The sequence below is a fragment of the Alkalibacillus aidingensis genome, from assembly GCF_014595945.1.
GTDB classification, from domain to species: domain Bacteria; phylum Bacillota; class Bacilli; order Bacillales; family Alkalibacillaceae; genus Alkalibacillus; species Alkalibacillus aidingensis.
Genome location: NZ_JABXWU010000001.1, coordinates 841,823 through 863,489 on the forward strand (window position 1 = coordinate 841,823; position 21,667 = coordinate 863,489).

22 protein-coding genes and 2 tRNA genes are annotated in these 21,667 nt (G+C 37.2%); 2 read left to right on the forward strand and 22 right to left on the reverse strand.

Going from position 1 to position 21,667, the window contains the following annotated elements; all coding sequences use genetic code 11:
- Positions 1–243: 243 nt before the first annotated feature.
- The 4 genes from tig to HWQ49_RS04415 form a co-directional block, all read right to left on the reverse strand.
- A complete protein-coding gene (tig, locus tag HWQ49_RS04400) occupies positions 244–1,530 on the reverse strand; it encodes a trigger factor (protein WP_188206337.1) in 1,287 nt (428 codons plus the stop codon).
- Between the two features lie 132 nt (positions 1,531–1,662).
- On the reverse strand, positions 1,663–2,652 hold the full coding sequence (locus HWQ49_RS04405) for a tetratricopeptide repeat protein (RefSeq protein WP_188206338.1): 990 nt from the start codon (positions 2,650–2,652) through the stop codon (positions 1,663–1,665).
- Between the two features lie 234 nt (positions 2,653–2,886).
- The gene (locus tag HWQ49_RS04410) at positions 2,887–4,347 is read right to left on the reverse strand and encodes an aldehyde dehydrogenase family protein (protein WP_188206339.1); all 1,461 of its coding nucleotides are present in this window, start codon (positions 4,345–4,347) and stop codon (positions 2,887–2,889) included.
- 60 nt (positions 4,348–4,407) lie between these two features.
- The gene (locus HWQ49_RS04415; protein WP_223154994.1) at positions 4,408–5,277 is read right to left on the reverse strand and encodes a fructosamine kinase family protein; all 870 of its coding nucleotides are present in this window, start codon (positions 5,275–5,277) and stop codon (positions 4,408–4,410) included.
- Positions 5,278–5,699: 422 nt separating this feature from the next.
- On the opposite strand from HWQ49_RS04415, the gene HWQ49_RS04420 reads away from it, so the two are divergent.
- Positions 5,700–5,840, forward strand: a complete 141-nt coding sequence (locus tag HWQ49_RS04420) for a hypothetical protein (protein ID WP_188206340.1) — start codon at positions 5,700–5,702, stop codon at positions 5,838–5,840.
- Positions 5,841–5,950: 110 nt separating this feature from the next.
- Complete coding sequence (locus HWQ49_RS04425) at positions 5,951–6,337, forward strand: hypothetical protein (protein WP_188206341.1); 387 nt, start codon at positions 5,951–5,953, stop codon at positions 6,335–6,337.
- Positions 6,338–6,411: 74 nt separating this feature from the next.
- On the opposite strand, the gene HWQ49_RS04430 is transcribed toward HWQ49_RS04425, so the two are convergent.
- The 18 genes from HWQ49_RS04430 to HWQ49_RS04515 all read right to left on the reverse strand — a co-directional run bounded on the left by HWQ49_RS04430 (position 6,412) and on the right by HWQ49_RS04515 (position 21,633).
- The gene (locus HWQ49_RS04430) at positions 6,412–7,593 is read right to left on the reverse strand and encodes a chromate transporter (RefSeq protein WP_188206342.1); all 1,182 of its coding nucleotides are present in this window, start codon (positions 7,591–7,593) and stop codon (positions 6,412–6,414) included.
- A 315-nt stretch (positions 7,594–7,908) separates the two neighbouring features.
- Positions 7,909–7,985 (reverse strand) — tRNA-Arg (locus HWQ49_RS04435).
- Between the two features lie 20 nt (positions 7,986–8,005).
- Positions 8,006–8,079 (reverse strand) — tRNA-Gly (locus tag HWQ49_RS04440).
- Positions 8,080–8,692: 613 nt separating this feature from the next.
- Positions 8,693–9,289 carry an XTP/dITP diphosphatase gene (locus tag HWQ49_RS04445; protein ID WP_188206343.1) on the reverse strand — a complete coding sequence of 199 codons (597 nt, stop codon included), beginning with the start codon at positions 9,287–9,289 and terminating at the stop codon, positions 8,693–8,695.
- A gap of 16 nt (positions 9,290–9,305) precedes the next feature.
- Positions 9,306–10,043: a ribonuclease PH gene (gene rph, locus HWQ49_RS04450; protein WP_188206344.1), complete on the reverse strand. Its 738-nt coding sequence runs from the start codon at positions 10,041–10,043 to the stop codon at positions 9,306–9,308.
- A gap of 164 nt (positions 10,044–10,207) precedes the next feature.
- Positions 10,208–11,014, reverse strand: coding sequence for a glutamate racemase (racE, locus tag HWQ49_RS04455; RefSeq protein WP_188206345.1), 807 nt, complete (start codon positions 11,012–11,014; stop codon positions 10,208–10,210).
- A 14-nt stretch (positions 11,015–11,028) separates the two neighbouring features.
- Positions 11,029–11,493, reverse strand: a complete 465-nt coding sequence (locus HWQ49_RS04460) for a MarR family winged helix-turn-helix transcriptional regulator (protein WP_188206346.1) — start codon at positions 11,491–11,493, stop codon at positions 11,029–11,031.
- A 113-nt stretch (positions 11,494–11,606) separates the two neighbouring features.
- Positions 11,607–11,831, reverse strand: a complete 225-nt coding sequence (locus tag HWQ49_RS04465; RefSeq protein WP_188206347.1) for a helix-turn-helix domain-containing protein — start codon at positions 11,829–11,831, stop codon at positions 11,607–11,609.
- Between the two features lie 126 nt (positions 11,832–11,957).
- Complete coding sequence (locus HWQ49_RS04470) at positions 11,958–12,407, reverse strand: acyl-CoA thioesterase (protein WP_188206348.1); 450 nt, start codon at positions 12,405–12,407, stop codon at positions 11,958–11,960.
- Positions 12,408–12,719: 312 nt separating this feature from the next.
- Positions 12,720–13,484 carry a succinate dehydrogenase iron-sulfur subunit gene (gene sdhB / locus HWQ49_RS04475; protein ID WP_188206349.1) on the reverse strand — a complete coding sequence of 255 codons (765 nt, stop codon included), beginning with the start codon at positions 13,482–13,484 and terminating at the stop codon, positions 12,720–12,722.
- Between the two features lie 24 nt (positions 13,485–13,508).
- Positions 13,509–15,263 (reverse strand): succinate dehydrogenase flavoprotein subunit, encoded by a 1,755-nt coding sequence (sdhA, locus tag HWQ49_RS04480; protein WP_188206350.1) that lies wholly within the window; start codon positions 15,261–15,263, stop codon positions 13,509–13,511.
- Positions 15,264–15,313: 50 nt separating this feature from the next.
- Positions 15,314–15,928: a succinate dehydrogenase cytochrome b558 subunit gene (locus tag HWQ49_RS04485; RefSeq protein ID WP_188206351.1), complete on the reverse strand. Its 615-nt coding sequence runs from the start codon at positions 15,926–15,928 to the stop codon at positions 15,314–15,316.
- Between the two features lie 161 nt (positions 15,929–16,089).
- A complete protein-coding gene (gene uvrC, locus HWQ49_RS04490; RefSeq protein ID WP_188206352.1) occupies positions 16,090–17,889 on the reverse strand; it encodes an excinuclease ABC subunit UvrC in 1,800 nt (599 codons plus the stop codon).
- 112 nt (positions 17,890–18,001) lie between these two features.
- Entirely contained in the window at positions 18,002–18,316 is a 315-nt protein-coding gene (gene trxA, locus HWQ49_RS04495) for a thioredoxin (RefSeq protein WP_188206353.1), read from the reverse strand.
- A gap of 139 nt (positions 18,317–18,455) precedes the next feature.
- Complete coding sequence (locus HWQ49_RS04500) at positions 18,456–19,427, reverse strand: electron transfer flavoprotein subunit alpha/FixB family protein (protein ID WP_223154995.1); 972 nt, start codon at positions 19,425–19,427, stop codon at positions 18,456–18,458.
- A gap of 33 nt (positions 19,428–19,460) precedes the next feature.
- Positions 19,461–20,234 (reverse strand): electron transfer flavoprotein subunit beta/FixA family protein, encoded by a 774-nt coding sequence (locus HWQ49_RS04505; protein WP_188206354.1) that lies wholly within the window; start codon positions 20,232–20,234, stop codon positions 19,461–19,463.
- A gap of 20 nt (positions 20,235–20,254) precedes the next feature.
- On the reverse strand, positions 20,255–21,028 hold the full coding sequence (locus HWQ49_RS04510) for an enoyl-CoA hydratase (RefSeq protein WP_188206355.1): 774 nt from the start codon (positions 21,026–21,028) through the stop codon (positions 20,255–20,257).
- 14 nt (positions 21,029–21,042) lie between these two features.
- The gene (locus tag HWQ49_RS04515; RefSeq protein WP_188206356.1) at positions 21,043–21,633 is read right to left on the reverse strand and encodes a TetR/AcrR family transcriptional regulator; all 591 of its coding nucleotides are present in this window, start codon (positions 21,631–21,633) and stop codon (positions 21,043–21,045) included.
- Between the last annotated feature and the right edge of the window lie 34 nt (positions 21,634–21,667).

Sequence of the window (21,667 nt, forward strand, 5' to 3'; positions counted from 1 at the left end):
CAACAATTTTAAAGTAACCTGTTTTCTAATCTTTCTCCTTCATAATCTCCATTATGTACTTCAAATCAAAATTAGTCAAAAGAAAAACTTTTTACATTATATGTATCTTGATGAACGATTACTAGCAAAAATTACATCCAATAAAGAATGTATTTAATATACTCTATGTATCATAATAAAAAAAGATTAATTATAGTGCAAAACAAGGCACGTTATATACGCGCCTTGCCTTGATCAAAAAATTTATACTGTTTTTGCATGCTCAGCTAAGAAGTCGATTGCTTTTTTCAGCTTTAAGTCTTCCGTTAATGCATCGGTATTGCCACCAAGCATTTGCTTTAACTGGTCAACGTCCGTTTGATACATGGTTGCCATTTCTTGAAGTTGTTCTTGAACGTCTTCTTCTGTTACTTCAAGGTTCTCTTCTGCAGCAATTGCTTCTAATGTTAAATTCGTACGAACACGCTTCTCTGCATCTTCTTTCATCTGGTCTTTTAGTGCACCTTCATCTTGACCAGAGAATTGGAAGTACATATCTAATGTCATACCTTGCATTTGTAAACGCTGTTCGAACTCCTGCATCATACGGTCTAACTCAGAATCAACCATTGCCTGCGGGATATTAACTTCAGCATTTTCAGAAGCTTTTTCAACTAATGTTTCACGCTTCTGGTTTTCTGTATCAGTTTGTTTTTGCTCTTCTAAGCGTTCTTTTGTTTTAGTTTTTAGTTCATCTAGTGATTCTACTTCATCATCTACGTCTTTAGCAAATTCATCATCTAATTCAGGTAATTCCTTCGCTTTTACTTCGTGGATTTTTACTTTGAACGTTGCAGGTTTACCAGCAAGTTCTTCTGCTTGGTAATCTTCTGGGAAGTTTACTTCAACATCTAACTCTTCACCAGCTGACTTTCCTACAAGCTGTTCTTCGAATCCAGGAATAAATGAACCAGAACCAACTTCTAATGTGTGGTTTTCAGCTGAACCACCTTCAAAAGCTTCACCATCCATGAAACCTTCAAAGTCGATGACAACCGTGTCACCATTCTCGACTTGGCCATCTTCTTTGACCACTAATTCAGCTTGCTTTTCTTGTAATGCTTTAATTTCTTCTTCAACATCTTCATCTGTAACCGTTGTATCTTCTTCTTCAACCTCTAAACCTTTATATTCGCCAAGTTCAACTTCTGGCTTAACTGTAACAGTTGCTTTAAAGATTAATGGTTGTCCTTTTTCAATTTGCTCTACATCTACTTCTGGACGATCAACTGGAGTAATTCCAGCTTCTTCGACAGCTTTCATATAAGCATCAGGAAGTACGATATCAACAGCATCTTGATATAATGCTTCAACACCGAAGCGCTTTTCAAAAATTGAACGTGGTACTTTCCCCTTACGGAAACCTGGCACTTGAATATCCTTGACTACTTTTTTGAAGGCTTGATCTAGTGCTTGATCAAACTGCTCGGCATCTACTTCTACCGTTAAGACGCCTTCATTACCTTCTTTCTTTTCCCATTTTGCTGACATAATTTTTCCCTCCAACATCTATTCATACCATATATTTTTTGTTATGTTCATGCATTTTCTACGCTCACGCATAATGCAACCACTATATTATAACATAGAAAATAATCGGTTCAACACTCTTGCTTACGTATTTTATTCACCAATTTGTGAATAATATATTTTCTCTAAATGCTCGATTTCTTCCATCCAATTTTTCTGGTTGTCACTTGCTTGTGACTCAATGATCTTACTATGATTTAGTTGTAGATATTTTCTTGCTAATAAGAGTACAGCCTCTGATATATCAACTACTTCCTCATCTCCAGGAGTTTGAGGGAACTTAATATATAAGAAACGGTACAAAATTTGTTTAGTAAATTCAAATAATGTTGGATCCTCTTGTTCAACATCTTCTAAACATGATAACACTTTCTTAGCAAAGCCTGTCTCCATGACATCATTCAGCTCTGCCGGCGTTATATAATCAGAATTTCCAAACTTCTCTACTTCGATTGCTTCATCTACTCCTTGCTCCACTAACCATAACAAAATTCCTGTCTTAATCACTGGGTTTAACCTGGCATCACTCAGGTAAGGTATTAAACCTTTCAAATAAGGCTCGATATTATTCCTTCTATGTATGGACAATAATTTCCACTGCTCTTGAAAGTTGCCATGCTCCAGTGAGTCAAAAAAATGACTAATATGGGTTTCTGCTTCTTGTTCAGGCTGAGATGTACGCATATCTTTACTCAAATTATGAAGTTGCATGAACACTTCACGATACTCTGGAGGTACCGTTTCCGTTTCAAAAACTTCATCAAGTAAATCAATTAATTCAGTGTACTGGCTATTTTGGAATAGAATAGATAAATAAATATGTAAGTATTTATAATAGTTATCCTCGTCTTCTTTCATTAATTGACGACAAAGGCCAATTGCTTCATCATAACGACCAAGCTCGACCAATGCTATTGTTTTAGCCGTGATAATTTCACTATGTGCTTCATTAAATTCTTCTAATTTTTTGATATGTAATAAAGCTTCTTCGAAATTTTTCTGCGTAATCGCATCAAATGCTTTTTGTTCTAAGTCTTTTCTCCAACCAGGAAACATAACTATATCATGTCGTTCAAGGCTCATATTTCTCACCTCCTTCGATACTATCTAATTTAACCGATTTTCTATGTATAAAAACATCAAAACTAAAAGTGATTACTTCTACTTATTGTAACAGATTATATTAAGATCATCGATTTTTGACAAGTTCACAAAACTAAATAGGTTAGACGATCAAGATAACTTTACAAGATGAAAATAGAGGCGAGACAAATACTAAATGATTTATAGTTAGCCTCACCTCTACAGCTTGATCAGTTAGAAAGGGTAATCTCTGAATTCCTTTTGAATCGACACCCACTTAGTAATTGTGAATTTGTCAACGATCCACGGGTTACCAAACTTCCCAACACCACTTTCCTTGGTTCCACCAAAAGGAATAGTCGGGTTATCATTAACCGTCTGATCATTGATATGAGTCATTCCACTCTCTATTTTCAAGGCTAAGTCTTCACCACGTGATAAATCATTTGTAAAAATTGAAGAACTTAACCCATACGGAGTATCATTCGCGAATTCAATCGCTTGTTCGTCTGATTCTGCTTTAATGATCGTAGCAATCGGAGAAAATAATTCCGTCTGCGCTAACTCACTTTGATTATCTACATCGATAAATACTGTCGGTGTTAATAAGTTTCCATCCCGTTTTCCTTCAAGAGCGACTTTAGCTCCATCCTGTTTAGCTTTTTCAATAATTTTCATTGCTTGGTCCGCTTGATCTTCATTAATAACTGGTCCAATAATGGTGTCTTCTTTTGTTGGATCACCACTTGGTAAATCCTTGACACGTTCAACAAACTTTTCGATAAATTCATCATAATGTTTCTCATGGACGATAATTCGGTTGATGATCATACAAATTTGCCCTTGGTGAATAAACTTACCGAAAATTGCTGCGTCAACGGCACGGTCAACATCCGCATCTTCTAACACGATAAACGGATTATTACCACCTAACTCAAGAGCCATCCGTTTCAGCATCTTACCTGCCGTTTCACCAATATGTTTACCAACTGGAGTCGAACCTGTAAAACTAACTAGATGAGAATGTGGCGTTGTTAACATATGGTCACCAATCTCTTCTAAATCGGTTAAGATACAATTAAAGATACCTTTAGGAAGTCCAGCCACCTCAAAAGCTCTTGCGATAATTGAACCACCAGTAAGCGGTGTTTGGATATCCGGTTTATGAACCACAGAGTTTCCTAAGGCTATTGCAGGGGCAATTGTTCGCATAGATAAATTCATTGGAAAGTTAAAAGGTGAAATCGATGTTATCACTCCAAAAGGAATTCGGTGAATCTTATTAACTTTCCCCTCAACCATTGCATCTACTTCTTCAACTTTATCTAACTCTTTAGGCATGTTAATAGCTTCCTTAACAAGACCGATTGTTAAGTCAACTTCCACATTCGCTTTAATGACACTGCCACCAGTTTCTCTTGTAATAATAGCGATGATCTCTTCTCGGTGATCATCAAGATACTTAGCAACCTTACTTAACACTTGTTCTTTTTCCTCTGCAGGGGTTTGCGCCCATTGTTTTTGAGCTTCCTTTGCTTTAAGGTATGATTCTTCTAACTGTTGTTCGGTTGCTAACGGAATTTCATTAACGATTGATTGATCATATGGGTTTAAATTCTCATAAGAACGACCACTAGCACCTTCCACCCAGTCACCATCTATAAAGCTTTTATTCAACTTTTCAAACTGTTCCACGATGACATCCCCTTTGTTTGTATTCAGGCTAAGTTTTTGCCATATAAGGGGAAAATATTCTTATCTAACTCGATATTCCTTAATCACAGAATCAACAGAGGATCCATACATCTCACCAAAAATATTTAAATGCACTAATAAATAATATAGTTGATACAGCTTTTTGACCTGTGGATAATAGCCATCTTCAGGAAGAATGCTATTGTATCCCCGATAAAATGATTTAGAAAAACCACCGAACAATTCGGTAAATGCCAATTCGAAATGTCTATCTCCATATAAAAACGACGGGTCAATAACGTAAGGTTCACCCTTAGGACCAGTCAACCAATTCCCTCCCCAGAAATCACCATGCAAGTACGATGGTTTAATCCCAGTAGGAATCCATTTATGTAGTTGATCCATTAACTGTTGTAAGCCTTTTTGACGTTCACCTGATATAAGTCCTCGTTCAACCCCTAATCGATATTGTTGGATTAACCGTTTATCACGATAGTAGTCAACCCATTCGTCATAAAAGTCGTTTTTTTGTGGCAAGGTACCTATATATGTCTTCTCTTTAAACCCGTGCTGCTTAGCATAAGTTTGGTGAAGCTTGGCTAACTGTTCACCTAACAGATATTCAGTATCTGTGTTACTTCGCCCCTCAATCCATTCAGTCATTAAAATCGATTTTCCTGGTTGATCTAAATAAGTAATGACATGAGGCACGTTAACTGTGTTAGTACTCTTTATGAGCCTAAGCCCCTCAACTTCTAACCTAAAAAAATCTTTCGGAGCATCAGGATTATACTTTAGAAAATACTGCTGCTCATCCGTTTCAACATAATAGCTTTGGTTTATCTCACCACCATGAACTGGTTCCACCTTTTTAATGTTAGTGAAATCCCCTACTTCTTGTAACGCTTCTGTGATAATTTTTCTGATCATAGAAATCTTCCTTTAGCAAATATCTTTTCAAAAATGAAAAGACATCTCACTGTTTGAGGTTTTGAGATGTCTATCTTTTGTCGAAATAAGTTCAATTTTTTGCTATTGCTATTGGTAGAAAAAATAATCCCATTAATAAGGTAAAATGATGGACCCTAACTTCTTCAACATAACATTTTTTATATATCATAGCTTCTATTAAATTCACCTAAAAAAAGTATAACATAACGTGTTATTTGAACCTATAATTCCCATTTTACAATTGCATTTCATTTTTTGTAGCGACACCTACATTAATAGACCGTTAATATCAAAACCAATTAAGTGATGTTACGATCCAATAATGATAAGAGTCAGTACATTAAGCTAAAGAATATAATCTACTCAAACTAGGCAAAATAATAAAAAAAGGTGTGATTTAAGTGTCTTATAAAGGTTTATACGATGATTTAGTCAGAAAGATGACATGGATTAGTGTTCTAAATATTATTATTTTAGTTTTAACAGTTATTCACCACTTTAGTGTGACACGATTATTAACGAACCAATCAAATGACCAATAGTAAAACAGAATGTCTCTTTCTGAAACTGAAATGATATTTAATGTCAAGCAGCACAAATAGGGTAATATGACATATATTGTAGGTGAGGACATAACAAGGGAGGGTAATCATTGTACCCACATAATATGTTTCATCCGGTATATGTCAACCCGTATTATCATTACCCGAACCCGAGACCCATCGAAGTTAGTACGTATTATAGAACCTACCCCGATGTAGATCCTACTCAGTTCAAAAAGTCGGCAGAGTCTTTTCAACGTTTGATGAATGATGCTAGTCAAATTTTTGAAAGGTTAGCTCAATCAGAAGAGTTCGCCTTTGAAGTCATGCAAGCGGCACAAGTTGATGATGTACAACGTGTCCAGGAATTGGTGGAATCAACGGGAGTTCACGGTAATGTAGATATAGATTATAACCCTGACGGACTGACATTAGAAATGCATTCGCAAGTAGAAGGCTCTGATTGTTGTATATTAACAATGGTCATTAGGTGGTAGAAGAGGAATTAGGTATAAAATGCAGTGAGGTTGGGCTAAAAACATGACCCGGCCTCACTACATTTTTGTCAAATCTAGATCAACGAGAGTATAAAACCACCTGTTGCTCCGGTTAAAACAATCACCCATGCTGGGAGCTTCCAATATACCAACATGGTGAATAAAACAGCTGCAAAGGCAAAATCAACAGGAGATAAAATAGAACTCGTCCAAATAGGGTTATAAAGAGCTGCGATTAAAATACCTACAACAGCCGCATTCACCCCTAATAATGCCCCTCTAATCTTTGAATTGGAGCGTAACAGATCCCAAAATGGTAAGGAGCCTAAAATAAGTAGAAATGCAGGTAAGAAAATCGCGACTGTTGCCAATAGGCCACCTTGCCATCCGTTAATGACAGCACCGATATAAGCAGCAAAGGTAAAAAGAGGCCCAGGAACAGCCTGAGCTGCACCATATCCTGATAGAAATTCTTCTTCACTTAACCAACCAGTTGGAACAAATTCTCGTTCTAATAAAGGTAATACGACATGACCTCCCCCAAAGACAAGCGAACCAGAACGATAGAAGCTATCAAACATAGCTACCCAATTCAAATTTGTTGCTTCTCTTAATAAAGGAAGAACAACTAATAAACCAAAGAAAATAGAAAAAGAAATAGCACCAAATCGTTTAGAAATCGGAAAGTTCATCTCATGTGATTCTTGATTACTTGTTTGATGTTTATAAATTAAGTAACCTACAATTCCTGCTAATAATATTAACCCAACTTGAGTAAAAGCTGTCTGCCAAATAACGGTCACGACAACAGCAAATAAAGCAATAGACTTTCTAGTGACATCAGGTGTTAATTTTTGCGCCATACCTAAGATCGCATGAGCAACAACTACTACAGCTACAATTTTCAATCCATGAATCCAACCTGCTTCAGTAAAGCCCATACTTTGAAGTAATAAGGCGAATATAATTAATGCGATTACCGAAGGAAACGTGAAGCCAAGAAATGATGTGATTCCTCCAAGAACTCCTGCCCTCATTACACCGATCCCAATTCCTACTTGACTACTAGCTGGTCCAGGTAGAAATTGACAAAGTGCAACTAAGTCTGCAAAGCTTTTGTCGTCCATCCACTTTCTTCTTTTAATATATTCATCATGAAAATAACCCAAATGGGCAATGGGGCCACCAAATGATGTGAAACCGAGCCTAGTAGAAACTAAAAATATTTCTAATAAAGAACTTATTTTGTTTTTCATCTTTCCTTCCCCCTATCAAGTTAAAACTGGATTAAGGACTTTCGAAATAACGACACTTCTTCCCCATTTAACGTCACTACTGTGTGGAATAAAGATACTTTTTTCCAATTTAACAACACTCACGCTATGATAACGTCACCTAAGATTATGTTAACGACACTTCATACCAAGTTATCGTCACTCAACCAATCTTTACAAATTTTAATACAAAATTCTGCCCCAATTCAAGTTGTTCTTTACTTAGCTAAAGTTAATGTTTATGGTATTAAAAAAGCTCAACCTCTTGTGATTAAAGAGGTTGAGCATATTAGTAAATGGCGTCCCGGGCAGGATTCGAACCTGCGACCGACAGCTTAGAAGGCTGTTGCTCTATCCAGCTGAGCTACCGGGACATAATCACTTTTCATAAAAATGGAGCGGGTGATGGGAATCGAACCCACAACATCAGCTTGGAAGGCTGAGGTTTTGCCATTAAACTACACCCGCATATTATTTAATTTATGTATCTAACAACGAGCACGATTGTTATTGAATCCCATTATGTCCCTGCATCTTCTAGCTTATTCAGGTTGTTTTTCTGCTTCGGGACAACTCGTAGTCATTTCATCAGATGTGTTGCTCGTCACTACACCCGCATATTATTTAATTTATGTATCTATAACGAGCACGATTGTTATTGAGTCCCATTATGTCCCTGCATCTTCTAGCTTATTCAGGTTGATTTTCTGCTTCGGGACAACTCGTAGTCATTTCATCAGATGTGTTGCTCGTCACTACACCCGCATATTATTTAATTTATGTATTTAACAACGAGCACGCTTATTACTGAGTCCCATTATGTCCCTGCATCTTCTAGCTTATTCAGGTTGTTTTCTGCTTCGGGACAACTCGTAGTCATTTCATCAGATGTGTTGCTCGTCACTACACCCGCATATTATTTAATTTATGTATCCAACAACGAGCACGATTGACCTCTAAAGATTCAGCTCTTTGTTGCGACAAGATTTATTATATAAAATTAACCAATCAAATGTCAACCATTCTTGCAATTTTTTTTGGAATGGCTAAGGTTTTGCTCTCTTAGCCATTCCAAATTCCTTTATAGAACAGTCTTTAACTGCTCCACCATCTTATTAATTGCTTGTCTTCGATGGCTAATTTCATTTTTTACCTCAGGTCCTAATTCGGCTAGAGTTGATTCATAGCCTTTAGGTTGAAAGATCGGATCATAACCAAAACCTTGGTCACCTTGAGGCTGTGTTGTAATACTCCCCTCACAACGCCCTTCAGTCGTTAGTGTATCATGCCCCGGATTTGCAAAAGCCATAACACAAACGAAGGCAGCTTCTCGATTGGTCGCCTGTTTTTCTTCTAGCTTAGCTAATACTTTTTCAAGGTTTTTCGAATCATTTTTAGCTTCTCCTGCATAGCGTGCCGAATAGATACCTGGCTCTCCATCAAGAGCTGTAACTTCTAATCCAGAATCATCAGCAATCACTGGGACCTGGTATCTAGATGAGTAAGTCTCTGCTTTTAAGATCGCATTCTCTTTAAAAGTCTTACCAGTTTCTTCAACATCGTCCATATCTGGAAACTGATCTAACAAGCTTTCGACTTCAATTGAAAGGTCAGCTAATATTTGTTTAAACTCTTTTACTTTTCCTTGATTTGTAGTTGCAATGTAAATGTTATTCATACTCGTACTCCTTACCTTAACCAATTAAGTCTGCATGTTCTTTTAATGCTTCTTTTTGTTTTGTAAACAATTCATTAATGCCCTTAGTGCCTAATTGCAACATGTCATTCAATTGTGAACCCGTGAAAGTGGCTTCTTCACCAGTCCCTTGTAATTCCACAAATTCTTCTTGATCAGTCATGACAATGTTCATATCAACATCAGCTTCTGAGTCCTCTTTAAAGCACAGGTCTAAAATAGCCTCACCTTTAGGAGATATGCCAACAGATGTTGCTGCTAAGTAATGAGTAATTGGCATTTTTTCTACTTTTTCTTCTTTCACTAGTTTTGCACAAGCTATAGCTGTTGCCACAAAGGCCCCCGTAATAGAGGCAGTTCTTGTACCACCATCAGCTTGAATGACATCACAATCGATCCACAGTGTTCTCTCACCTAACTTTTCTAAATCGATCACCGCACGGAGCGAGCGTCCAATCAAGCGTTGGATCTCCATCGTACGTCCGGCTATTTTTCCTTTAGATGATTCGCGTATGTTGCGTTGCTCTGTAGCACGTGGAAGCATGGCATACTCAGCAGTTACCCAACCCTTACCTTCACCACGCATAAAAGGAGGAACTCTTTGCTCAACAGTTGCATTACAAATGACCTTCGTTTCTCCTACTGTAATTAATACGGAACCTTCAGGATGCTTAGTATAATCTGTGATAATTTCAATATTTCTTAGCTCATCATTTTGTCTTCCATCTATTCTCATTAACTTATGTCCTCCTCAACGTCTTGAAATTCATTCAAATAGCTCTCTATGTTATTTATAACTTTAATCTAAGAAATGTATTCATTTTATCAAAATAAAGCTTCAAGATTCACCAGGATAAAAAACGAAAAAACTTATACCTAACCTTCTCATGGTATAAGTTCTTACACGAGTGAAATTCGTCTTACTTGGCTGTTATTAAATTGGAATAACTCATCTTTTAAGCGATATAACATCTGTAACGTGCCAGTTGTTAAAATTAATGGATCAACATTTTCGTTTGTTATTTCTTTTATATGCAAATCATAAAAAGTTAATATTGTACTGACCTCAGCACCGGTTTCTAAAGCTGAAGATAGCACTGTAACTTGTTGATCTAACACAGATTCAATCTGTTGTTGGATAATTGGATAGTGAGTACATCCTAAGATTAATGTATCCATCGAAGGGTTCTTTATAATCGGTTTTAAGTTTTCCTGAACAACTTTATGTGATTCATCACTTGCAAATTGTCCTGACTCAATCATAGGAACAAACTGAGGACATGCTAAACTAATTGTTTGTATAACTGGATTGATTTGTTTTAAAGCATCATCATAAGCGCCACTCTTAATCGTATTCTCAGTTCCAATAATACCTACATGGCCCGTTTTAGTTGTTTTAATAGCAGCACGTGCTCCCGGCTCAATCACACCGATGACGGGAATATCCAAGTATTCCTTCAATTGATCCAGCACAATCGCAGTTGCTGTATTACATGCGACAACTAACAGTTTGATATCGTAAGTCATCAGGTGCTCAACCATTTCCCAAGTATATTGCTTAACTTCTTCAGGTTTTTTAGAACCATAGGGACAACGTAACGTATCTCCTAAATAAATATAATTTTCTTTAGGCAACTGTCTTTTCAATTCATAAAGAACAGTCAATCCACCAATTCCTGAATCAATGACTCCAATTGGTTTATCCACAATGATGACTCCTTCTACTTGTTTGAATGTTGTTTTTCATGCTCTCTCATCTCTTCGAACAATTGATTCATAGAAGTTTTTAATTTGTCAACCTCTTCCTCAGAATATGATTTAAGAACTTCCTGAAGATATTCCTGACGCTTTTGAATAACCTCATCTATAATTTCTTTACCTTTAGGTAGCAAATGTATACGAACAACGCGACGATCTTTTGGATCTCTGACACGTTCAATTAACTCGTTCTTTTCCATTCGATCAACTAAATCAGTCGTCGTACTAAAAGCTAAGTACATGTTTTTTGACAACTCACCAATAGTCAGATCACCTGTATCCAATAGCCATTGTAACGCAACAAACTGTGGGGGCGTTATCGGATAATGATTTAAAATTTCACGACCTCTTTGTTTGACCATATGTGATATGTATCTAACATTTTTTTCTAACGCTGCAATCTCTTTTAAATCAATTATTGAATTCATGGATTGCCTCCTCCAAACCAAGCCTTTCTTTTTATTTTCACTTTTTTGGACAAAAATTGCAAGTATAAGAGCAAAAAAGACTGTAAAGGAACCGGCTAAAAATAGCCGATTCTTTACAGTTTAATTTCACCTAGTCGAATTAATTCAACAACGGCTTGTGAACGCCCCTTAACCTGTAATTTTTGAATTGTGTTCGAAATATGATTTCTTACGGTTTTTTCTGAAATGAATAACTCCTCTGCTATTTCTTTTGTTGTTTTATCTTGAACAAGCAATTCAAAAACTTCTCTTTCTCTCTTTGTTAATATATTGCTAGGTCTATACTGTTTGCTGTCCAAGCGGTAACCCCTCCTCCATTAAAAAGAAGTGAGCTACTTCTTACATGAGGAATTGCTTAGTCACCATAGTCTATGATGCTATGACTTTCTTCGTTCGCGATATATGTCATGTGTTTTAAGTAATTATTATTTTTTATGTTGAAGAATCTTAATTTGTTCTTCATTAAATGGTTCGGATTTTCCAGTTTTGGAACTGATTTGAACAATACGACCACGGCCAGTTAAACAGATGTCATCTTTACCATTTTTTGCCATATAATGAATATCTATCGAACTTTTGCCTACGTAATCTACTTTAACGAATAGCTTAATTTGTTCACCAAAATACATTTGTTGCAAAAAATCACACTGCAAATCACCGACAACAGGAACCTTCTCCGTTTCTTGATCTAATGTTCCAAATACCCCTAATTTATTGAGGTAATTAATACGAGCTTCTTCAAAATAAATAAATGGTGAAACATTATTGACATGGCCAAACATATCGGTTTCTGAAAAGCGAATGTTAATTGTTGTGTAAAACTGGAAACCTTTTTTCCACGAGTCAAAGTCTGTTATGTAACTTGGTAATTTCATTAAGAACACTCCCTTGAGTTTTTAATTGGATATGATGGATCGGCAAAGGCAAGTAGATCGTGGTAATCGTGGTGAGGTTGTGCTAATATGTTTTAGGCCTTTGTCAAGTGGTATTTCGCGGAGAGATCGCTTCTCGTTGACCTTATCACTGGCTTCGGACTCTCTATCGGCATTGAAACTGACTCCACCGGACCTTTCACCTATTTAATTGCTAATGGCATTGAGCGTTCAATCTTTAAAAATATTAAAGTAAAAAGGACTGACATTAATCGTCAGCCCTTTCATAGTCTTTAAGTTTAGTAGATTTAATTCTTAGTTGTGATAGTCACTACCAAAGAAGCTCTTGAATGAATGAACAGTTGCTTCACGGTTTAACGCAGCAATAGATGTCGTTAAAGGAATACCTTTTGGACATGCTTGTACACAGTTTTGTGAGTTACCACAATCTTGTAAACCGCCGTCATCTAATAAGGCATCCATTCTTTCTGCTTTATGGTAAGCGCCAGTTGGATGGGCGTTAAATAAACGTACCTGAGATAGAGGTGCTGGTCCGATGAAATCTGATTTACTATTAACATTCGGACATGCTTCTAGACAAACACCACAAGTCATACATTTTGATAACTCATATGCCCATTGTCTCTTACTTTCAGCCATACGAGGACCTTCACCTAAATCATAAGTACCATCAATTGGAACCCATGCTTTAACTTGTTTAAGTGAGTCAAACATACGACTACGATCAACAGCTAAGTCACGCATAACTGGGAAAGTTTTCATTGGTTCTAAACGTACAGGTTGTTCTAATTGGTCGATTAAGGCAGTACATGATTGCTGCGCTTTACCATTAATCACCATAGAACAAGCACCACAAACCTCCTCTAAACATCCCATATCCCAATAAACTGGAGTTGTCTTTTCTCCCTTTGCATTAACTGGGTTACGACGTATTTCCATTAATGCAGAAATAACGTTCATATTCTTACGATAGGGAATTTCAAATTCCTCTTCATAAGGCTGTGCGTTTGGCTCATCCTGTCGCTGAATGATCATTTTAATAGTCTTTTGATCAGCCATGTTGTTTCCCCCTCCCTTTTTGTATTACTTACTCTTAGAGTAGTCACGCTTACGAGGCTCGATTAATGATGTATCAACATCCTCATACTCAAACTCAGGAGCATTTGTCTCAGGGTTGAATGTGGCTTTCGTTGTCTTCAACCACTCTTCATCATTACGGTCTGGGAATTCTGGTTTATAGTGAGCTCCGCGACTCTCATTACGGTTGTAAGCACCTTGTGTAATAACGCGCGCTAGGTGTAACATGCTTTCTAGTTGACGGACGAACATAGCAGTTTGGTTACTCCATCTTGACGTGTCATTGATATTAATATCTTTAAAGCGTTCCATTAACTCTTGAATTTTCTCATCAGTCTTAAGAAGATTATCATTTTCACGAACAACAGTCACATTATCAGTCATCCACTCACCTAGTTCACGGTGAATTTGATAAGCGTTTTCATTACCAGTTGTCATACTCATGATATTTTCGAATTTTTCTTCTTCTTCTTTCTTCTTGTCTTCAAACAATTGTGAAGATTGATCCTCTGCTAATTCATCTAAACCATCGATGTATTTAATCGCATTTGGACCTGCAACCATACCACCATAAATACATGATAGTAATGAGTTAGCCCCTAGACGATTACCACCATGAATTGTGTAGTCACACTCACCAGCAGCAAAGATACCAGGAATGTTTGTCATTTGATCATAGTCAACCCATAATCCACCCATAGAATAGTGAACAGCTGGGAAGATCTTCATTGGTACTTTACGTGGGTCCTCACCTACGAACTTCTCGTAAATTTCAATGATACCACCAAGCTTGACATCAAGTTCTTTAGGATCTTTGTGAGAAAGGTCGAGGTACACCATGTTTTCCCCATTAATACCCAACTTTTGGTTAACACAAACATCGAAAATTTCACGTGTTGCAATATCACGTGGAACTAGGTTACCATAAGCTGGATATTTTTCCTCTAGGAAATACCAAGGCTTACCATCTTTATATGTCCATACACGGCCACCTTCACCACGTGCGGACTCAGACATTAAGCGTAATTTATCGTCACCTGGGATTGCTGTTGGGTGAATCTGAATAAACTCACCATTCGCATAAATAGCACCTTGACGATAAAGGTTAGATGCTGCAGAACCTGTATTAATAACAGAATTTGTCGATTTACCAAAGATGATACCTGGACCACCAGTAGCCATAATCGTCGCATCAGCTTTAAATACTTTAACTTCGTGAGATTGAATATTCTGTGCAACGACACCTCGTGATACTCCATTTTCATCAAGGACCGCTTCTAAGAAGTCCCAACCTTCATATTTAGTAACAAGTCCATTTACTTCGTGACGGCGAACTTGTTCATCAAGTGCGTATAATAATTGTTGTCCTGTTGTTGCCCCTGCGAAAGCAGTTCTGTGGTGTTGTGTACCACCGAAACGACGGAAGTCTAATAACCCTTCAGGAGTACGGTTAAACATAACCCCCATACGATCAAGCATATGAATAATGCTTGGAGCTGCCTCACACATCGCTTTGACTGGTGGTTGGTTAGCTAAGAAGTCACCACCATAAACAGTGTCATCAAAGTGTAACCAAGGTGAGTCACCTTCACCTTTTGTATTAACAGCACCGTTAATACCACCTTGTGCACACACAGAGTGGGAGCGTTTTACAGGAACAAGCGAAAGTAAATCGACGTGTACGCCTTCTTCAGCAGCTTTAATAGTTGCCATTAAACCAGCTAATCCACCGCCTACTACTACGATATTTTTATTACTCATAATGAAGTTTCACTCCCTTTTTAGTCAATTAATAAACTGTCAATTAAGTTTTAGTATGCGAACGCAATTAACGTAGCCATTCCCATGTAAGTAAAGATAATAAATACTCCTAGCGTTGCATATGTTAAGACCTTCTGTGATCTTGGAGTTACTGTGATACCCCAAGTAACAAAGAACGACCATAAACCATTAGCAAAGTGGAATATAGCTGAGATGACACCAATTACGTAGAACCAGAACATAAATGGTGATGATAGAATGGTGGCCATCATATCAAAGTTTACTTCCGTTCCATAAATCGCATATGCCAAACGAGTTTCCCATACGTGCCATACAATAAAAATCAATGTAATAATTCCTGTTATTCTCTGTAACAAGAACATCCAATTTCGGAAAAATCCATAACGTGATACATTGTTTTTTGCTGTAAATGCAATATATACACCATAAATCGCGTGGAAAAGTAATGGTATATAAATCACGGCAAATTCTAGAAAGATACGCAATGGTAAACCTTCCATAAAGTGTGCAGCTTGGTTAAATGCCTCTGGGCTATATGTAGCGAAATGGTTAACTACCAAGTGCTGCATTAGGAATAGGCCGATTGGAACAACCCCTAACAAAGAATGAAGCCTGCGATTAAAGAACTCACGGTTTTCCGCCATGTGTTACCCCCCTCATCTGATGTAAGTCAATACTTTAAATAAGTTTCACATGCCTTATGCAAATATTAGTATACATGACATGTTTTATTGTACTTCTAACGCGTAAAAGCGTCAAGAATACTTAGTTCAAAAAAATGGCTCTCTCTTAAGGTCTATTATTACTAAGTTTCACTGGAATCTTCATTTTTATGAGAACTAAAATACTGATTGATACTCTCAGCAACATTGTTCGGGATTCCTAACTTTGTGAGATCATAAACGGAGGCTTGTTTAATGTCGTCAATTGAGCCAAAATGCTGTAATAATAATTGTCTTCTCCTTGGCCCAACCCCCTCAATTTCATCCAGTGTCGATTGAACTGCACCTTTTCCCCTTAATTGTCTATGGAATGTAATAGCAAATCGATGCACCTCATCCTGTATACGTTGTATTAAATAAAAAGGCTGACTGTTACGTTTGAGCGGAACAGTTTCGGGTGGATCACCATAGAGCAGCTCACTAGTTTTATGCTTCTCATTTTTAGCTAAACCACAAAGTGGAATATCTAAGCCAAGTTCATTTTCTAAGACATCCTTAGCTGCCGACATTTGTCCTTTCGAACCATCGACTAACAGTAAATCTGGTAGGGGTAATCCTTCCTTAAGAACTCGCTTAAATCGCCTTCTAACGACTTCACGCATCATTTCATAATCATCAGGTGTTTGGACTGTTTTAATTTTATATTTTCGGTACTCACTCTTCTTGGCCCGACCATCAATAAATACGACTAATGCAGAAACGGGGTGGGTACCTTGAATATTTGAATTATCAATGGCCTCGATACGATGTGGTGTTTCTATGTTCAAAGCATCACCAAGCTCTTCAACTGCCTTAATTGTTCGTTCCTCATCCTTTTCTATTAAAGAAAACTTCTCTTTAAGAGCAATTTGAGCGTTTTCCATAGCTAATTCTACAAGTTTCTTCTTTTGTCCTCGATAAGGAACCTTCACCTTAACATCTAAGTAGTTTTCAATAAGCTCAGTTTTGGTTCCTACAGGGACATTAACCTCTTTAGGCTTAAGGTGATTCGAGTGTGTATAAAAACTAGCAATAAAACTAACGAAAGCTTCTTGGGGCTCATTATAAAAAGGAAAGATCGAAACATCTCTTTCAATCAATTTACCTTGTCGTACGAAAAACACTTGAACACACATCCAACCTTTATCATAGGAAAAACCAAACACATCTCGATCGGTTAAATCTTGTAAGTCCATCGTTTGTTTTTCCATTACCTGTTCAATATGCTCGATCAAATCACGGTACTCTTTAGCCTTTTCAAAGTCTAAACTTTCCGCAAATTCCTGCATTCTATCTTCAAGCTCTTTTTTAATTTCTTTATGGCCACCGTTAAGAAATGCAGTTATTTTTTGAACGATTTCCTCATTCGTTTCTTGACTGATATGGTTTTCACAAGGTCCAAGGCATTGGTTGATATGATAATATAAACAAACGCGTTTAGGCATAATGTTACACTTACGCAATGGGTAGATGCGATCTAATAATTTTTTCGTCTCTCTAGCAGCATAAACATTTGTGTAAGGGCCGAAATACTTAGCTTGATCCTTTTTAACTTTACGGGTCACGATTAAACGTGGATGTCTCTCATTGGTTATTTTTAAATAAGGATAACTCTTATCATCCTTTAGCATCACGTTATATTTAGGGTCGTATTTTTTAATTAAATTCATTTCTAGGATTAGTGCTTCCATCTCAGAGCCCGTAACAATATACTCAAAATCAACAATTTCATTAACCAATCGTTGTGTCTTCAAATCATTCGCGCTTGTAAAATAGGATCGTACTCGATTTTTTAATAATTTTGATTTTCCGACATAGATGACCTCTGCATGTTTATTTTTCATTAGATAACAACCTGGTTTATCGGGCAACAATGCAAGTTTTTCCCTGATCTGTTCGTTCATCATACCCACCTCAAGATTTGATCCGTTTAAACTAAACAAGGATTCAGTTCATAAATTATTCCAAAACAAAGAGCTAACCCACGTACGAGTCAGCCCCAATTATATAAGGTCATTATGCGTTTTTATTAATTAACTGTTCTAAAGCATCTTTTGGTTGGAAACCGTGTGCTTGATCTACTTGCTCTCCATCTTTAAAGACGATCAATGTTGGAATGCTCATCACACCAAATTTTTGAGCAGTCTCTTGATTTTCATCAACATCAACTTTAACTATCTTAACCTTATCACCCATATCGGCATCTAATTCTTCTAATACAGGAGCAATCATCTTACATGGACCACACCAAGGAGCCCAGAAATCAACTAAAACTAAACCTTCTGAAGTTTCTTCATTAAAATTTTGATCTGTTGCATTTACAATTGCCATTATTTAATTCCTCCTAAACATTCAATTTCAAACTTAGTATAGCACGATGTTTTTAATCCATGCCAATAGTTTGTTTGTAAGGTATCTTACATGAAAAAAGCTCTTTGCCATTAGACAAAGAGCTTCTTTTGATAGACTATTATACCTTTAAGGCTTTAATTTCTTCAGTCAGTTTGGGAACGACTTCAAATAGATCTCCAACAATTCCATAATCAGCGACATTAAAGATGTTGGCTTCTGGATCTTTATTGATTGCCACAATGACTTTTGAGTTTGACATACCTGCTAAGTGCTGAATGGCACCTGAAATACCGATAGCAATGTAAAGATCCGGGGTAACTACTTTACCTGTTTGACCAATCTGTAATGAGTAGTCACAGTATCCTGCATCACATGCTCCACGTGATGCACCAACGGCAGCTCCTAGTTCATCGGCTAATTCAAATAATGGTTCAAACCCTTCCTCACTCTTGACACCGCGCCCACCAGCTACAATAATATTAGCTTCTGATAAATCAACTCCATCAGATGCTTTACGAATAACATCTTTAATGATCGTACGAAGATCTTTAATGTCTACATCGAGTTGATTTACATCACCTGAACGACTGTCATCTTGATCTAATGGGACAATGTTGTTTGGTCGAATCGTGACAAACGTTTTACCTTCTTTAATCTGTTTCTTCTCAAAGGCTTTACCAGAGTATATTGGACGGACAAATTCAGCATCTTCCCCCGATCCCTCAATTCCAGTAATGTCTGAGACTAACCCACTATCTAACTTACTGGCTAAACGTGGGGATAAATCTTTTCCAGCAGAGGTGTGACCCATCACGATTCCTTCAGGGTCTTCTTCGTCAATAACAGCCATAGCTGCTTGGGTAAACGCATCTGACGTATATTCTTTTAAGTCTGCGTGCTCAACGGTTACTGCGCGATCAGCACCGTATTGAATCATGGTATTAGCTAAAGTTTCTGTATTTCCATCTGCTAAAACGACCGCTATAACCTCTGCATCTTCATCAATTTGTCGTGCAGCAGCAATGGTTTCAAATGATACGTTACGTAATTCACCTTCACGTGCCTCTCCAAAAGCTAAAATCTTACTCATGATACATATTCTCCTTTCTGCACCTGTCTGAAATTAAAGTACTTTCGCTTCTGTTCTTAGTAGAGATACAAGCTCACTCACTTGCTCATCAATTTCGCCTTCTAACACTTTACCTGCCTCTTTTTCAGGTGGAAGGAAAACATCTGTTGTCTCCGTTTTCGCTTCGATATCATCTTCATCTAAATCTAGGTCATCAATCTCTAATTCTTCAAGTGGTTTTTTCTTAGCTTTCATAATCCCTGGTAGTGATGGATAACGTGGTTCATTTAGACCTTGTTGACACGTTACTAATAAAGGTAGAGATGTTCGTACTTTCTCTACGTCCCCCTCTACATCACGATCAATGTGAACTTCTTCACCATCAATCGTAATCGCTGTAATCGTCGTTACATAAGGGATATCTAGTTTATCAGCTACGCGTGGTCCAACCTGCCCACTTGCTTGGTCAATGGCTACGTTACCAGCTAAGATTAAATCATAGTCTTGGTCTTTTAGGTAGGCTTCTAAAATGGTAGCTGTTGTGAATTGATCACCATCTTCCACATCATCTTCCGTATTAATTAGTACTGCCTTATCAGCACCCATCGCTAAAGCTGTTCGAAGCTGCTGTTCAGAATCTTCATCACCAACGGTTACAACCGTCACTTCACCACCGTGTTCATCACGAATCTTAATCGCTTCTTCAATCGCATACTCATCGTATGGGTTGATAATGAATTCTGCTCCTTCTTCCTCAATGGCGCCTCCATTGACTTGGATTTTCTCTTCAGTGTCAAATGTCTTTTTCATTAGAACAAAAATGTTCATGGGATTACCTCCTTTTGGGTCTACTGATCTTTAAAGTTAGGTTTTCTTTTATCAATAAATGCTTGAATCCCCTCTTTGGCATCTTCGTTTCCGAAGACCTTTCCAAATTCTTTAGCCTCTTCTTCTACACCTAGACCAAATTGTGATGTATGGGCATATGGTAATAGTTTCATAACTGCTTGAATTGAAGGTCCACTTTTACTAGCAAACTTCTTACCTAGTTGAAGCGTTTTCATCTCTAGTTCTGATTCTTCTACGGCATGATTAACTAATCCATAATGAGCTGCTTCTTCTCCAGTTATGGCCTCCCCCGATAAAATCATTTCATAAGCTTTTGGTAACCCTACATATCGTGGTAAGCGTTGTGAGCCTGCAAATCCTGGGATAATCCCTAGGTTTAGTTCAGGTAATCCTAATTTTGTATCTTTTGTCGCAACTCGAACGTGGCATGACATCGCAAGTTCTAGCCCGCCACCTAGAGCAGCACCATGAATTGATGCCATTACTGGAATGTGGAATTGTTCAATTCGGTCAAATAAATTCTGACCTTTCTTAGCTAATTGTTCATAATCATCTGCCTTTTGAAATGACGTAAATTCCTTAATATCTGCTCCAGCCGAGAAGAATTTCCCTTCTCCTTTTAAGATTATGAGTTTAATAGATTTGTCCGCTTCTACTTCATCTAATACAGTTGATAAATCCTGCAATATTCCAGATGATAATGCATTTGCTGGAGGGCTGTCTATGACAACCTGAGCTATACTATCTTCCTTAGTCCATTTGAGGTGGTTCATACGACATCTCCTTTTTAGTCATGTTTTCGAAGCCCATTATATATTAAATAGTGAACTTCTTTTGCTTGATCAATTAAGTTATATCGTTGCTCTTTCATTACCCAATTGGTCACAACTTCATCTAAGGTACCAAAAATCACCTGTCTTACTAATTTGACATTGAGCTGATCTTGGAAAGTTCCATCCTCCATGCCACCTTTTAAAATCTGATCCATTAATGTTAGGTACCCCTTTAGCACTTCATTAATTTTTAATCTAAGCCGTTTATTAGATTGGCGTAACTCCAACTGAGTAACAATTGCCAAATTAGGATCCTCTGACAATTGACGGAAATGCATTTCAATAAGTTTATAAAGTTTTTGATCGGCTTGATGAATATCTTTTAATTCATGTTCTATCTTACCTACAAACTGCCCCATTTTTTCTTGAAACAAAGAAATTAAGATATCTTCTTTATTTTTGAAGTATAAATAAATCGTCCCATCTGCTACACCAGCTTTTTTAGCTATCTTAGAAACTTGGGAATGATGGTAGCCGTTTTCGGCGATTACCTCAACTGCAGCGTCAAGTATCAATTTATACTTAGGTTTTGACTTGTTATCCATATTAATTCTCCCTGTTAACACAACTAGTGAATGA

Coding starts and splice junctions, on each gene's coding strand:
- sdhB (WP_188206349.1), bottom strand. CDS start 13,484: ATGGCTGATCAAAAGACTATTAAAATGATCATTCAGCGACAGGATGAG.
- HWQ49_RS04470 (WP_188206348.1), bottom strand. CDS start 12,407: ATGAAATTACCAAGTTACATAACAGACTTTGACTCGTGGAAAAAAGGT.
- HWQ49_RS04445 (WP_188206343.1), bottom strand. CDS start 9,289: ATGAATAACATTTACATTGCAACTACAAATCAAGGAAAAGTAAAAGAG.
- rph (WP_188206344.1), bottom strand. CDS start 10,043: ATGAGAATAGATGGAAGACAAAATGATGAGCTAAGAAATATTGAAATT.
- HWQ49_RS04485 (WP_188206351.1), bottom strand. CDS start 15,928: ATGGCGGAAAACCGTGAGTTCTTTAATCGCAGGCTTCATTCTTTGTTA.
- HWQ49_RS04505 (WP_188206354.1), bottom strand. CDS start 20,234: ATGAACATTTTTGTTCTAATGAAAAAGACATTTGACACTGAAGAGAAA.
- HWQ49_RS04500 (WP_223154995.1), bottom strand. CDS start 19,427: ATGAGTAAGATTTTAGCTTTTGGAGAGGCACGTGAAGGTGAATTACGT.
- HWQ49_RS04515 (WP_188206356.1), bottom strand. CDS start 21,633: ATGGATAACAAGTCAAAACCTAAGTATAAATTGATACTTGACGCTGCA.
- trxA (WP_188206353.1), bottom strand. CDS start 18,316: ATGGCAATTGTAAATGCAACAGATCAAAATTTTAATGAAGAAACTTCA.
- tig (WP_188206337.1), bottom strand. CDS start 1,530: ATGTCAGCAAAATGGGAAAAGAAAGAAGGTAATGAAGGCGTCTTAACG.
- HWQ49_RS04415 (WP_223154994.1), bottom strand. CDS start 5,277: ATGATCAGAAAAATTATCACAGAAGCGTTACAAGAAGTAGGGGATTTC.
- uvrC (WP_188206352.1), bottom strand. CDS start 17,889: ATGAACGAACAGATCAGGGAAAAACTTGCATTGTTGCCCGATAAACCA.
- HWQ49_RS04430 (WP_188206342.1), bottom strand. CDS start 7,593: ATGAAAAACAAAATAAGTTCTTTATTAGAAATATTTTTAGTTTCTACT.
- HWQ49_RS04460 (WP_188206346.1), bottom strand. CDS start 11,493: ATGAATTCAATAATTGATTTAAAAGAGATTGCAGCGTTAGAAAAAAAT.
- HWQ49_RS04510 (WP_188206355.1), bottom strand. CDS start 21,028: ATGAACCACCTCAAATGGACTAAGGAAGATAGTATAGCTCAGGTTGTC.
- HWQ49_RS04405 (WP_188206338.1), bottom strand. CDS start 2,652: ATGAGCCTTGAACGACATGATATAGTTATGTTTCCTGGTTGGAGAAAA.
- sdhA (WP_188206350.1), bottom strand. CDS start 15,263: ATGAGTAATAAAAATATCGTAGTAGTAGGCGGTGGATTAGCTGGTTTA.